This is a genomic window from Cognataquiflexum rubidum (assembly GCF_022538115.1).
Lineage (GTDB): Bacteria > Bacteroidota > Bacteroidia > Cytophagales > Cyclobacteriaceae > Cognataquiflexum > Cognataquiflexum rubidum.
Window position 1 is genome coordinate 147,503 of the sequence record NZ_JAKZAL010000004.1, and the last position, 12,857, is coordinate 160,359.

General features: G+C 39.4%; 11 protein-coding genes. 7 read left to right on the forward strand and 4 right to left on the reverse strand.

Annotation, left to right across the window (positions count from 1 at the left end; translation table 11 throughout):
- Positions 1-26: 26 nt before the first annotated feature.
- Positions 27-818: a hypothetical protein gene (locus MMU05_RS06515; RefSeq protein WP_241140870.1), complete on the reverse strand. Its 792-nt coding sequence runs from the start codon at positions 816-818 to the stop codon at positions 27-29.
- Between the two features lie 223 nt (positions 819-1,041).
- Here MMU05_RS06515 and MMU05_RS06520 point away from each other — a divergent pair, with 223 nt between their 5' ends.
- From MMU05_RS06520 to MMU05_RS06530, 3 genes are all read left to right on the forward strand, one after another.
- Positions 1,042-2,166, forward strand: coding sequence for a pyridoxal phosphate-dependent aminotransferase (locus MMU05_RS06520; protein WP_241140871.1), 1,125 nt, complete (start codon positions 1,042-1,044; stop codon positions 2,164-2,166).
- Between the two features lie 10 nt (positions 2,167-2,176).
- On the forward strand, positions 2,177-2,737 hold the full coding sequence (locus MMU05_RS06525) for a GNAT family N-acetyltransferase (protein ID WP_241140872.1): 561 nt from the start codon (positions 2,177-2,179) through the stop codon (positions 2,735-2,737).
- Positions 2,738-2,801: 64 nt separating this feature from the next.
- A complete protein-coding gene (locus MMU05_RS06530) occupies positions 2,802-3,419 on the forward strand; it encodes a hypothetical protein (protein WP_241140873.1) in 618 nt (205 codons plus the stop codon).
- On the opposite strand, the gene MMU05_RS06535 is transcribed toward MMU05_RS06530, so the two are convergent.
- Positions 3,420-4,760 (reverse strand): Gfo/Idh/MocA family protein, encoded by a 1,341-nt coding sequence (locus MMU05_RS06535; protein ID WP_241140874.1) that lies wholly within the window; start codon positions 4,758-4,760, stop codon positions 3,420-3,422.
- Between the two features lie 320 nt (positions 4,761-5,080).
- On the opposite strand from MMU05_RS06535, the gene MMU05_RS06540 reads away from it, so the two are divergent.
- Positions 5,081-5,638, forward strand: a complete 558-nt coding sequence (locus MMU05_RS06540) for a ferritin (protein WP_241140875.1) — start codon at positions 5,081-5,083, stop codon at positions 5,636-5,638.
- A gap of 61 nt (positions 5,639-5,699) precedes the next feature.
- On the opposite strand, the gene MMU05_RS06545 is transcribed toward MMU05_RS06540, so the two are convergent.
- A complete protein-coding gene (locus tag MMU05_RS06545; protein WP_241140876.1) occupies positions 5,700-6,347 on the reverse strand; it encodes a sterol desaturase family protein in 648 nt (215 codons plus the stop codon).
- A gap of 600 nt (positions 6,348-6,947) precedes the next feature.
- Between MMU05_RS06545 and MMU05_RS06550 the strand changes: the two genes are divergently transcribed.
- The 3 genes from MMU05_RS06550 (at position 6,948) to MMU05_RS06560 (ending at position 10,173) form a co-directional block, all read left to right on the forward strand.
- Entirely contained in the window at positions 6,948-7,961 is a 1,014-nt protein-coding gene (locus MMU05_RS06550; RefSeq protein WP_241140877.1) for a helix-turn-helix domain-containing protein, read from the forward strand.
- A 202-nt stretch (positions 7,962-8,163) separates the two neighbouring features.
- Complete coding sequence (locus tag MMU05_RS06555; RefSeq protein ID WP_241140878.1) at positions 8,164-8,772, forward strand: HdeD family acid-resistance protein; 609 nt, start codon at positions 8,164-8,166, stop codon at positions 8,770-8,772.
- A gap of 915 nt (positions 8,773-9,687) precedes the next feature.
- Positions 9,688-10,173: a hypothetical protein gene (locus tag MMU05_RS06560; RefSeq protein ID WP_241140879.1), complete on the forward strand. Its 486-nt coding sequence runs from the start codon at positions 9,688-9,690 to the stop codon at positions 10,171-10,173.
- 86 nt (positions 10,174-10,259) lie between these two features.
- Here MMU05_RS06560 and MMU05_RS06565 read toward each other — a convergent pair whose 3' ends face one another.
- Complete coding sequence (locus MMU05_RS06565) at positions 10,260-12,821, reverse strand: glycogen/starch/alpha-glucan phosphorylase (protein WP_241140880.1); 2,562 nt, start codon at positions 12,819-12,821, stop codon at positions 10,260-10,262.
- Positions 12,822-12,857: the final 36 nt, after the last annotated feature.

The following is a 12,857-nucleotide window of genomic DNA, read 5'->3' on the forward strand; positions in this document are numbered from 1 at the left end:
GTCACCGTTATTCCTTTTTTTTGGCTTTACCTGACAGAATTTTCTAAAGTGGCTAGATAAATGTATTTCTGTTCTCTGGCTTGGATTCCTTTTGCCATGGCAGCTCTCTGTTCTGCTGTGGATTCCATATCTTCATATTCCTGTGCATTGAAAAACTGGAGGTAATCCTTGAACATATTCATTGTCAAATGGGTGTATTTGGCCTCACTACCAAATGGAAGTGCTGTTCTCAAAAGACTCCAACTCCCCATCAATCCCTTTTCGATTCTGTTTTGATGGATTTTTTGAAAGACTTCTTTTTCGGCTTTTTCATATTCCTGGAATTTTCCTTCTACTGCTTTCATCATATCAAAAGAAGCCAATGAACCTTTTTTTAGGTTGAAGTTATCATTTGTTGTGGCGATTTCCTGCATGTACGCTCTCTGAGCCAGGTCACGGCTCTTTATGGCTTCGTTAAACTTTTCTACCACCTGCTTTTCAGTCAGATGCGGATAAGCGATCATGGCATATTTGACCATTTCCTCATCTTGAAATCCGTTCATCATCGTCACAGGATTGTCATAATAGGTAACGGTAATGTATTGGAATTCACTCGGGTCAGCACCTGATTGAAGCGCCCAAAAATCCCATCCTTTGATTTTTTTGTCGTTAACTGCTGCCACATAGATTTTTTCCATAAAATCCTTGAACTCGATAAAATCATATGTTTGATTCGATTCTACTTTGATAAACTCAAATACCAAATAAGTTGGCGCCTGGGCGTTTGCCATAGAAACGGCAAAAATCCCCACAAACAAGAAAATGATTAATTTTTTCATGGCAGGATAATTTTGGGATTAAAGACTAATTGATAAGTATTTGATAAAATTTAAGTACTATATTTTGAAAATGATAATATTTACCTAGTTTTTTTTCTTGCATTTATGAAATTGGTAAAATATTTTCCGTTTAGGCGATATTTACCATTATTGAGCAATCCTTGATCTATAGATTAGGAATAAAAAACTGATATTATTACATTTTGACTCAAATCAGAATCATATGAAATTTTCTAGAAGAGATTGGTTAAGAAGTGCATCTTTGGCCGGCGGGGCGGCTCTACTTACCGGTACGGGTTCATTCAGCAAGCTATCAGCCGAGGAAATTGTTAAGTACAATCCAAGGCCTTTGGATAATCCCATTAGGCTCGGCTCAAATGAAAACCCATATGGACCTTCACAAAAAGTCCGAAAGGCCATGCAGGATGCTTTTGATATCAGTTGCAGGTATCCTTGGGGATACAATGCGCCTTTGGTAGAAATGATAGCCAAAAAAGAAGGCGTGACTCCCGACCATATCGTATTGGTCGCAGGATCTACCGAAGGGCTAAAGATTACCGGTATTACTTATGCAGGAAAAGGAGATGAGGTGATTTCTGGTTTGCCTACATTCCTGTCATTGATGACCTATGCCGAAACCTGGGGTGCCACAATCAATTGGGTGCCTTTGGATAAAGACATGAATTATGATTTGAAAGAAATTGAAAAACGGGTCTCTGCCAAGACCAAGCTTGTCTTCTTATGTAATCCCAACAACCCAACAGGGAAATTGCTACCCGCAAATGAGGTTTTGGATTTTTGTGAAACAGTAAGTAGAAAGACGATGGTTTTTAGCGACGAGGCATATTGTGATTACATCGAAGATCCGAACTATCCCTCTATGGTCAAACTGGTAAAAGAGGGAAAAGATATCATTGTTTCCAAAACCCTTTCCAAGGTCTATGGTCTAGCCGGTATCAGATTGGGATACCTTGTCGCAAGGCCTGATATCGCAAAAAAACTTTCCGAAAGGGTCGTTGCCAATACAAACATAATGGCGATTGAAGCCGGAAAAGCAGCGCTTCAGGAAAATGATTTTTACCAATTCAGTCTTCAAAAAAACCTGGAAGCAAGAAAAATGATCGAGACGACTTTGGATGAACTGAAATTGACCTACCTACCCTCTCAGGCAAATTTTGTTTTTTTCCATGCAAACCAAGATGCAAAAGAATTGGCCAAGACGATGTTGGCCAAAGGTGTCGTCGTCGGAAGACCTTTTCCTCCTTTTGATGATTGGTGCAGGGTAAGTACCGGGACAATCGAGGAAGTTGCCTTTTTCAATAAAGTCTTAAAAGAAACTTTGGGTTGATAACTGGCCAATGATCGATTTTAACCTCAGACTGGAAAATGATAATGTTTTGTTAAGGCCATTAGCGGAAGATGACCTTCCTGCTTTGTTGGTTTTATCCTCCAATCCTGAGATGTGGCGCTTTTTTACCCATGACCTTTCTACCAAAGAAGGGTTAGCAACTTGGGCTTTGCCGGCTTTCCAAAAACAGAGGCTGCAGTTTGTTATCATTGAAAAAACCACCAACACGATTGTAGGTTCGACAGCCTTTGACAATATTTCCGAAAGAGACAGCAGGTTAGAAATCGGATGGACTTGGCTTGGCAAAAACTCCCAAGGCGTGGGAATCAATTCACAGGTCAAAAAGATCATGCTTACTTATTGCTTTGAGATATTAGGTTTGGAAAGGGTGGAATTCAAAACTGACGTATTGAATATTCAGGCAAGAAAGGCACTTAAAAACATTGGGGCAATTGAAGAAGGGGTGCTGAGAAGCCATACTTTGATGACAATGGGAAGGCGAAGGGATACCATATATTATAGTGTCCTAAAACAGGAATGGGATTATGTAAAAAGAGAAAATGATTGGTGATAATTAATCTATTTTTTAGGGAACAGTTTTTGATCTTTAATATCTTTGCTAATCTCTAAAACCTATGAAACCTGTAAAATTTTTGTCCCGGAATATTCTTGTTTCATTTTTTCTGATTTTTGGAATTTCTGCCTGTGCCATCACCGATACCGGAGAAGATCCTTTTACAGAATTTAGCAACTTTTCTTTAGGGGATGAACGTCTTGAATTCAAGTCAGCCAAACTCACCATCACCGGTCCGGTCAATTTCTCCAGTTCAGGTTCCCACGTGTGGGCAAAGTTGGATCTTTCTACGGATGTCAATTTTTCGCAGCCGTACATTTCCAATTCTTCGGTTATGTCTATAGGGATTTATTCTGTTTCTAATGGCAAAACTTTGCCTGAATTTCCTCTTCAAAGCGGTGAATACATTGTCTACCCATCGACGGGTATCACTGATCCAAAAATTATCCCCACCTTAGAAGGGAAAAATTTTGCTTTTGGGCCGGTTGTCGGCCAGAATTATTTTCCGGATGAATTGACTTTTGAAAAAATGTATGACCCAAAAGAGGGGAAAATTTCAATCCAATTTGACTTGGAAAAAAATATGGTGAAAATAACCCATGACTGGGTGACAAAAGATGGGGTGAAGGCTACTGGAATGAATAACCTTCCCCTCAATCTTTCATCTTTTAACCGCTGATCAAACGGTGGGCAATTTCCAGCCGTTATGATAATTGGCTTTCATCAATGCATTTGCCTCAGGATCCGTAAATTGACCTTTTGTAGCATCCCAATAAACTTTCTTGCCGGTTTTGTAAGCGATATTTCCCATTTGGGCATTGATGGCGGCAATACTGCCGGTCTCTATTCCGCAGGTCAATTTTGAAGCATCATTTTCAATAATGGAGCTCACAAATCCCTTCGCATGGATTTCAAGGGCATTTCCATTTGGCTTGATCAATTGGATCTCTTCGATTTTGTTGACTCTTTTACCTTCTTTGGTTTCTGTTTCAGGAATCACCTTCCATCCTCCCCTATTTACTACCAATGTGGCATTGTTTCCTATAAATGCAATTCCCTCTGTGGTGCCATAATTACCGCCGTCAATTCCGGTTGCGTGTTCCCACAACATGTTGAATCCATCGTATTCATAGACAGTCTGTAAGGTATCGGGTGTTTCAGAAGCATCATCCGGATAGGCAAACTTGCCGCCTGAGGCCATTACTGATTTTGGCGCAGTGACACCCATGGCATATAGGGCAATGTCAATCTCATGCACTCCCCAATCCGTCATCAATCCACCGGCATAATCCCAGAACCACCTGAAATTAAAATGGAATCTATTTCCATTAAATGGTCGCTTTGGTGCAGGGCCCAGCCACATATCATAATCCACTCCCTGAGGAACAGGTCCATCAGGCATGACCGGAACAGGCTTCATCCAACCCTGGTAAGCCCATGTCTTTACCAATCTGATCTGACCCAATTTGCCGGATTTCACGTAATCGATCGCCTCAGCATATTGGGAACCGCTTCGCTGCCATTGACCTACCTGAACCATTTTTCCATAGCGTTGCTTGGCTTTGACCATCAGGTTACATTCTTCAATGGTATTGGCTATTGGTTTTTCGACATATACATGTTTACCTGCTGAAAGACTGTCCACCATCGTCAGGCAATGCCAATGGTCAGGCGTACCGATGATTACCGCATCGATGTCCTTGTTTTCGAGCATTTTGCGATAGTCCTTGTATACCTGTGGTTTTTTTCCTCTCTGTTTATTCACATCCTCTGACCTTTGGTCAAGAACACTTTGGTCAATGTCTGCAATGGCTACGCAGTTGACATTGGGCATTTTGAGGTGGGCATTCATATTTGACCAACCCATACCCTTACATCCAATGACTGCAAAATTCAATTGGTCAGATGGGGCAATTTTTTTATTAAGAGCTGACAAAGTATCAGCGTGTATCATGCCCGGCATACTCAATCCTGCTGATAGCAATAGGCCGTTTTGAATAAATTTTCTTCTTGAATTCATAAGGTTCTGGTTATTTTAAGATTAGGGGTTGTTTATGTACTATCCAATTCAATATCCGAAATAATATTACAGATTTGATGCATAATTATTTAAATATAAAGTATAAGCCTATGACAGGAAAGCCAATGGTATAAATGTGTATAAATTTGCTTCGATATGGTCAATTTCCTATGCCAAAGGAATCAAATCAAAAGTATCTTCAAAGAATGGAAATCAGAGTTTAGATTTTTACTTATACCAAATCTAAATTTTGCCAAAATCTTGGCTTTCGATAACCATATCTTTCCAAATTAGTTAAGTTTGTATAAAATAAAATCTCCATGAAACCAAAAGAAATCGTAACGCTTCAGCGTTCATTACTGCTCGATACAGAAAAATTATTGAACCAGCAGATAGAAATGGAAGGTAAATCTTCAGCATACTACCTTTCTATGGCATCTTGGTGCCACATGATGGGATATGAAAATGCATCCCAATACCTCTATGTCCATGCGGATGAGGAGAGAATGCACATGATGAAAATCTTTCATTATGTAAACGAAGCAGGAGGACACGCCATCCAACCGGAAATTACAGGTGTCAGACACCATTTCAACTCCTTGCGTGAGGTATTTGAGCTAATTCTTGAGCATGAAATCAAAGTGACCAAGTCAATCAATTCGATTGTAGACCACGCCTTTGGGATCAAGGATTTTGCGACTTTCAGCTTTATGCAATGGTATGTCACTGAACAAAGGGAAGAAGAAACTCTGGCAAGAAGAGCTTTGGAACTGTTCGACATTATCGGTGAAGAAGGAATTGGCCTTTGGACTATCGATCAGGAACTCGGCAAGCTTCACGGCAAAGCTGCTGCGGCATCTGCTGCAAAAGCACAATAACAACATAAAAAAGGGAAAAGCGCCACCTGCACTTTTCCCTTTTTATTTAAAAAATGAGCCGTCAGAATTTCACTTTTGACTTTTTTGATTCCTGCATTTCTTTGTCAGGCTTGAAATAAAACCGCAACATTTTCTCAGAGATAACATCCTCTTTTGGAGGTAAAGTGCCAAACATCCAATCCCAAATAATAGTACTGAAAGAAAATCCTTTGTCAGGATATTTTCCATGGTGGTGGATGTGGGCTTTTTGGACATTGGGAAAAACATAGCGTCCCCACTTTTTGTGTAGCATGATGTGAAGCAGGCTATATAAGGTAAGGCCAACATAAAAGCCCAGAAACAAAGTGAAATAATTGTTCCAAATCAAGGCAAAGTAAAAGATCCAAATTCCAACCACAAATAAGATGGATCTCTGGGTTCCGTCAATTTTGATTTCCTGAGGATGCTTATGGTGGTTCATGTGCATATCGTAGATCTTGCTATTGAAATTCCTGAAGTGGTTGTGCATCCAAAACCTATGTAAAAAATACTCGGTAAAGGTCCATCCCAGCCAACCTGTGACCAATAGAAAAATAAATTTGAATGTGGGCGATGCTGTCAATCCTGCTCCCAAAACCAATACAGTGGCGATGACAGCAAATACCATGATGCAATTGATTGCTTCATAAAGCTCTTTTCTTTTTGCGGAGGAGATTCTTTGAGTTTCCATTTGGCTTTGAGTTTTGGTTGATGAAAAATTCAGAAAACCAGGTTTATCCAAGCTGAACAGGCTAAACCGTCGATCCTTATTTTGATACCAAATTACCTGAGCCGGGAACCATTGGCGAATTGAAAAAAAGCAGGCTTAAGACCTGTTTGGTATTTATTCAGAAAAGTAGGCGAGCGAGGTGCCCACTTTATTGAATTTTGAAAAAAACCTTGATATCAGAGCTGGCTTTGGATATTCTTCCCAAATCATTTTATTCAAAATGGGATTTTGGATCAAAATCAAAAAGTCGGATTTAATTCCAATCAGGCACATTTATTGGAAAAAAGGAAAGTAATTTCATTAATATCAAATTTGAAAAAAGCTATTGATTTTAAATCAATCCGATAATTCATAAATTTTTCTTATAATAATCATATTATTATTTTTACTTCATTTTTGAGCGATTTTTCTTTAGGAATATTCTGTGCGTTTCTTTAAATTAGTCAATATCTGATTATAATAATGACTTAAACGAAATTTAATTCTGATTATCAAAATTCAAAGGTTAGGGTTTTTTTCAGGTTTTTGGGAAATCCTTAAACTCAACTCTTTAAAATATTTATGGGCAACTCAGAAATTCAGGTTCAGTTTTTCCAGCATATACGAAACCTACTCCCCCCCTACAAGTCCCTTGTGGATGAAGTGTCAGATTTATTGGATATCAGCAATGATTCTGCCTACAGAAGAATCCGTGGTGAAAAGTTTATTGACCTGGAGGAAATCAAAAAAATCAGCCAACATTTCAATATTTCCCTTGATCAGATTTTTAATCTGCAGACAAATGCCATAGTCTTCCACGGTAAACTGAATTCTTTTACCAAGGATAGTTTTGACGATTGGTTTGAAGACGTGCTGAAGCAGATACAGATGTTTCATATCCAAAAAAAGAAGCACATGTATTACCTGGTAAAAGACCTGCCTCCCTTCTACCATTTATATTTTCCTGAATTGGCCTCGTTTAAATTCTTCTTCTGGATGAAATCCATCCTCCATAATGAAAGTCTGAAGAACGAGAAATTCTCTTTCAATAACCTACTCTATTATAAGCTCAAAGACACGAGCACCAAAATGATCAATTTGTTCAATCAGATTCCGACCACAGAGATTTGGAATGAAGAAGGAATAAATGTGACGATCCGGCAGATTGAATTGTACAATGACATGGGATTGATTCCTTCACAGAAAGAATTGAAGATATTGTTTGAACAATTATTGGCAGTAGTCAACCATCTCGAAAAAATGGCGGAATTGGGATTGAAATTCCCTTTGGGAAAAGAACCCACAGCCGAGAGTGCGCCTTATACCATGTATGTTAATGACTTTGTCATCGGTGACAATACTATTATTGCTGAGTTAGACAATGTTCAGATTACTTACCTCAACCACAGTGTTATGTATTTTATTGGTTCTATGGATCCCAAATTCAATGAAGCCATGTTTTATAACCTCCATAACCTGATCAAAAAATCCACCATGATCAGTACTGTCGGCGAAAAAGAAAGGATAAGATTTTTTAATAAACTCAGAAAAAAAATTGAAATCAAATTGGCAGCTATTCTACAAGAGATGGATTAAGTAATGTCCCAAATAGAGATTTTTGCTTTCAGGCTTATAAGAATATCGGGAGCCGAACGTATTTTTTAATCTAAATCTCTTTGTTCAAGATACTAGGTGTTTTTTAACAATAATATAGGGCCAAACACCTAAAACAGAACTCAAATTTTCTTACATTTTGGATTCAATATTTTTAAAAACAAAAAATCTAAACAAAAGGAAAATGGAATCAGTAATTAAAAAGAGCAGATTTATGATCAAAAACTGGTGGCTTCCGCTGTTGGTCGGCATTTTATTCATCCTTGTGGGTGCTTGGACCATCTCCACTCCAGTCAAAAGTTACATGAGTCTGGCTATTATTTTTGCTTCTTTTATGTTCGTTTCAGGTATTTTTCAGTTGATATTTTCCATCAACAACCGGAATGAAATCGACGATTGGGGATGGCATTTTGCAGGGGCCATGTTTGATTTTGTGGTAGGTGCGGTGTTGTTTTTCAATCCTGCTGTCACCATGGTCGTGCTTCCGTTTATCATCGCCTTTTATTTTATGTTCAAAGGCTTTGCGACCTTCGGTTTTGCATTCGATATGAAAAAATACGGATCAGACGGATGGGGTTGGCTTTTGGCAAGTGGTGCATTGTCAGTCATTTTCTCCTTGATGATTTTGTTCAACCCAACTTTAGGAGGATTGACAATTGTGTTTTTTACTGCTTTGGCATTCTTCTCCTTGGGATTGTTTAACATCACCCTTGCTTTTGCACTCAAGAAGATCAAAGAAAAAGGTGGTAATGCTAAAGAGTTGTTGCAAAACTTGAAAAGCAAAATTTCCTAAATACCGGCATTTTCAAAGACATACATCGAAAAAATCGCATACAAATCATCCTTGGATAGCAATTGACTTAGGTTACGGAGTTTCTTACTACCAATAACGTAATAGCAATTTACCCTTCGGCAAGCTCAGGGATCGGAGATATTGGGTTTTTGAGGGTGAGGAGGGAAAAGTGGCTGCGCCGCTTTTCCCTCCTCACCCCTTATCCTAAACAACCCCGGTGGCCGATCCCGATCGCTATCGTGGCCGATGCCGATTTAGATTAACCTCAACGTCATTTCTTTTTCTGAACATTTCTAAAAATGTTAAAAACTAAGTCTGACAAATACTTTTTGATATGATTATCCGCTTTTATACCAGTAGCCAAATATCATTTTTCTCCACCTCGGCAAGCTCGGTGAACGGATATCGTGAGATCAGAGGGGGGTGGTAGAAATGCGGCTTTGCCGCATTTCTACCACCCCCCTTCAATATCAATAAATTCCGGTGGTCGATCCCGATAATTATCGTGGACGAGACCATTCTGTAAGTAATCCTATTCTGGTAAGAAGGCGGATATACATATTTTTTAAACTCTTTTTCCCACACTTGGAAGCGTTGATGAGACAAGACTGACTTCTATGTTTCGATTTGCAATACAAGCGTAAAAGCGTTCAGTATTATTGGGCATAGTCTTTGCCCTCTATATTGGCAGAAGCTTTAGTCTCAAAAAAGAAGATAATTTTTCTTTGATTTTTATCCGTCTTAGTTTTTTGTTGGTTTGGTCAGAATTTTTCCAATTGAATCAATCAACCCAAATCAAGAACAATAATCATAGATAGGCCAAACATATGTCATGAAATCAACGGCTACCTATTTTTAAATTGTATAAATGATAATTCACAAGATAAATCATAATTCAACTACCAATATATAACAATGGAAACCAGCGTATTAAATATCAACCATGCCGCTTTTAAAAAAGCACTATTGGAGACAAGTATCAAGAAACATCAATCAGTCATCGATGATTTCAAAAACAGTATCAGGGAAATGATTGGCGGTGAAAACGAAGCCAACCAAGAGGAACCCGAGATGTCCCAACAAGGATTCAATGCTGAACAGATCCACAGAGCCAATGCCATCGGAGAACAGGTAAACTTTGCCAATAAGGAAATGGAACTGCTCCAAAACATGCTTCCAACCATTGAAGACATCAATGATTCGGTGAGATTGGGCAGTGTGGTGGTGACTGACAAAGACATTTTCTTTGTATCAGCAAGCATTGAAAGGATGAAAGTAAACGGGATTTCGGTGTTTGGGCTTTCGTCGGACAGCCCTCTCTACCAAGTCATGAAAGGAAAAAAGCAAGGGGAAAAATTTTCTTTTAAAGATTCACATTACCAAATAAAAGAAGTTTTTTGACTTACAAGGAAAGGAAGCGTTTTTGAGGATAGAACGTCACCTTCTTTTAAAATAATGCAAAAAAAAGGGGGATTAATCCCCCTTTTTTATTTTTCAATAATTCGGATAGCGTCTATTTCGACCGGAACAGATTTCACTTTCCAGATTTCATCGCAATAATCTCTGATGCTTCTGTCACTCGAAAACTTGCCCATCCTTGCCGTATTCAAAATCGACATTTTAGCCCACATTTCCTTGTGTTTGAAGGCTTCAGATACTTTTTCCTGAGCTTCAAGGTAAGATTGAAAATCAGCAAACAACAGGTATTGATCGTCATTCATCAAAGAATCCGTCAATTCCCTGAAAGTATTCACATCCAAATGGGAAAAATAGCCTGAGTTGATCTGATCGATGGCTTCTCTTAAAACGGCATTGGATTCATAATACTGTTTTGACCTGTATCCTTCATTTTTTGTTTTGGATACTTCATCTGCAGTCAAGCCAAAAAGGAAGAAGTTCTCCTCCCCTACGCATTCTCTGATTTCGACATTGGCACCATCCAAAGTTCCAATGGTCAATGCGCCATTCATGGAAAGCTTCATGTTTCCTGTTCCTGAAGCCTCTTTTCCCGCAGTGGAAATCTGCTCAGAAAGGTCAGCAGCCGGATAAATCTTCTGGGCATTGGTCACATTGTAATTGGGATAAAAAACCACTTTAAGCCTGCCTTTTATATCCGGATCATTGTTGACTACTTCGCCCACAGAATTGATCAATTTGATGATCAATTTGGCTTTGCGGTATCCGGGAGCAGATTTTCCGGCAAAAATAAATGTCCGGGGAACCACTTCCATGTCCGGGTTCTTCTTGATTTGATTGTATAGCGCTATGACGTGAAGGACATTCAGGTGCTGACGTTTGTATTCATGGATTCGCTTGACCTGAATATCAAACATGGATTCGGGATCGACTTTTATTCCCAACCTTCTTTGGATTTTCTTTGCAAGGGCTTTTTTCTGATCCAATTTCACTTTCATCCAAGCCTGTTGGAATTCAGGATCATCGGCGTATTTTTCCAGGCCTCTCAATTCCTCCAAATCTTTGATCCAACCTTCTCCGATTTTTTCGGTAATGAGCTTGGTCAATTTTGGATTACTCAATACCATCCATCTTCTTGGGGTAACTCCGTTGGTTTTGTTGCTGAATTTCTCAGGTGAAAGTTCGTACCAATCCTTCAAAACAGTTTTTTTCAACAAATCAGAATGCAAAGCAGCAACACCATTGATGGCGTGGCTTCCAAGACAGGCAAGGTTGGCCATTCTGACATGTTTCCTTTTTCCTTCACCGATCAGGGAAAGGTTGCTTATTTTTTGGTTGTCACCAAAAAACTTCACCGTCACAAAATCAAGAAATCTTCGGTTGATTTCATAAATCAACTCAAGATGCCTAGGCAATACCGAACCAAATAACTCCAAATCCCAGGTTTCCAAAGCTTCCGGAAGCAAGGTGTGGTTGGTATAAGCAAATGTTTTGGTGGTAATATTCCAAGCGGTATCCCAATCCAACAGGTGCTCGTCCATCAATAGGCGCATCAATTCTACAACTCCGATTGCCGGATGTGTATCATTCAACTGGACAGCAAATTTTTTGTCAAAATCCTCAATTTTTTCGCCCTGATTCAGGTGGATATTGATCATGTCCTGTAAGGAACAGGACACAAAAAAGTACTGTTGCTGCAGTCTCAGGATTTTGCCTTCCCGCTGTTCATCATTTGGATAAAGGACTTTACTGATGTTTTCGCAGATGATTTTTTGGTTCACCGCATTGTTGTATTCGCCTGCGTTAAAGGACTGAAAGTCAAAAGAGTGTGGTGCTTCAGATTTCCAAAGTCTTAATGTATTTGCAGTGTTGACTTTATATCCCAAAATAGGTGTATCATAGGCTACTCCTTTTACCACCAATTCAGGAATCCAGTTGCTGCAAAATTTTCCACTTCGATCTATATAATGCTGAATATGTCCTCCAAGCTTTACGTCATAGCTCAATTCCCTGCGTGCGATTTCCCAGGGATTTCCCCTTCTCAGCCAGTTGTCAGTATCTTCTACCTGCCATCCGTCTCTGATATCCTGCTCAAAAATCCCGAATTGGTACCTGATCCCATATCCGATAGCAGGCACTTCCAGGGTAGCAAGGGAATCCATATAACAGGCAGCCAATCTTCCCAACCCCCCGTTGCCCAGTCCCGGTTCCACTTCCTTTTCTATCAGCCAATCCAGGTTAAGTCCAAGTTCCTCGCAAGCCTGCTCCACCTCATTGTAAATCCCAAGATTGATCAGGTTATTGGCAAGATGTGGCCCCAAAAGGTATTCAGCAGAGAGATATGACACTATTCGTTCCTTTCCCTGAATATATTGCTTGACGGAAGCCACCCATCTTTGCAGCAATCTATCTCTGACGGCGTAAGCCAAAGCCATGTAATAATCATTTCTTGTGGCGATTTCAGGATACTTAGCCTGCACATAAAAAAGGTTGTTGGAAATCGCTTTTTTTAAAGTCTCTACTGCCAAACCAGTCCTAGAATCCTCTCTTTCACCGGGATGATTGGTGTTGTATGGTGTTGGTTGTTCTTCAGTTCCGGATTTTATCCCATTGTTTTTATTGCTCTTTTTCATTTAATTTTTCTGTTGACTAAGCCATTGGAAGTCCGA

Coding starts and splice junctions, on each gene's coding strand:
- MMU05_RS06540 (WP_241140875.1), top strand. CDS start 5,081: ATGAAACCAAAAGAAATCGTAACGCTTCAGCGTTCATTACTGCTCGAT.
- MMU05_RS06555 (WP_241140878.1), top strand. CDS start 8,164: ATGGAATCAGTAATTAAAAAGAGCAGATTTATGATCAAAAACTGGTGG.
- MMU05_RS06565 (WP_241140880.1), bottom strand. CDS start 12,821: ATGAAAAAGAGCAATAAAAACAATGGGATAAAATCCGGAACTGAAGAA.
- MMU05_RS06525 (WP_241140872.1), top strand. CDS start 2,177: ATGATCGATTTTAACCTCAGACTGGAAAATGATAATGTTTTGTTAAGG.
- MMU05_RS06535 (WP_241140874.1), bottom strand. CDS start 4,760: ATGAATTCAAGAAGAAAATTTATTCAAAACGGCCTATTGCTATCAGCA.
- MMU05_RS06515 (WP_241140870.1), bottom strand. CDS start 818: ATGAAAAAATTAATCATTTTCTTGTTTGTGGGGATTTTTGCCGTTTCT.
- MMU05_RS06545 (WP_241140876.1), bottom strand. CDS start 6,347: ATGGAAACTCAAAGAATCTCCTCCGCAAAAAGAAAAGAGCTTTATGAA.
- MMU05_RS06520 (WP_241140871.1), top strand. CDS start 1,042: ATGAAATTTTCTAGAAGAGATTGGTTAAGAAGTGCATCTTTGGCCGGC.
- MMU05_RS06560 (WP_241140879.1), top strand. CDS start 9,688: ATGGAAACCAGCGTATTAAATATCAACCATGCCGCTTTTAAAAAAGCA.
- MMU05_RS06530 (WP_241140873.1), top strand. CDS start 2,802: ATGAAACCTGTAAAATTTTTGTCCCGGAATATTCTTGTTTCATTTTTT.
- MMU05_RS06550 (WP_241140877.1), top strand. CDS start 6,948: ATGGGCAACTCAGAAATTCAGGTTCAGTTTTTCCAGCATATACGAAAC.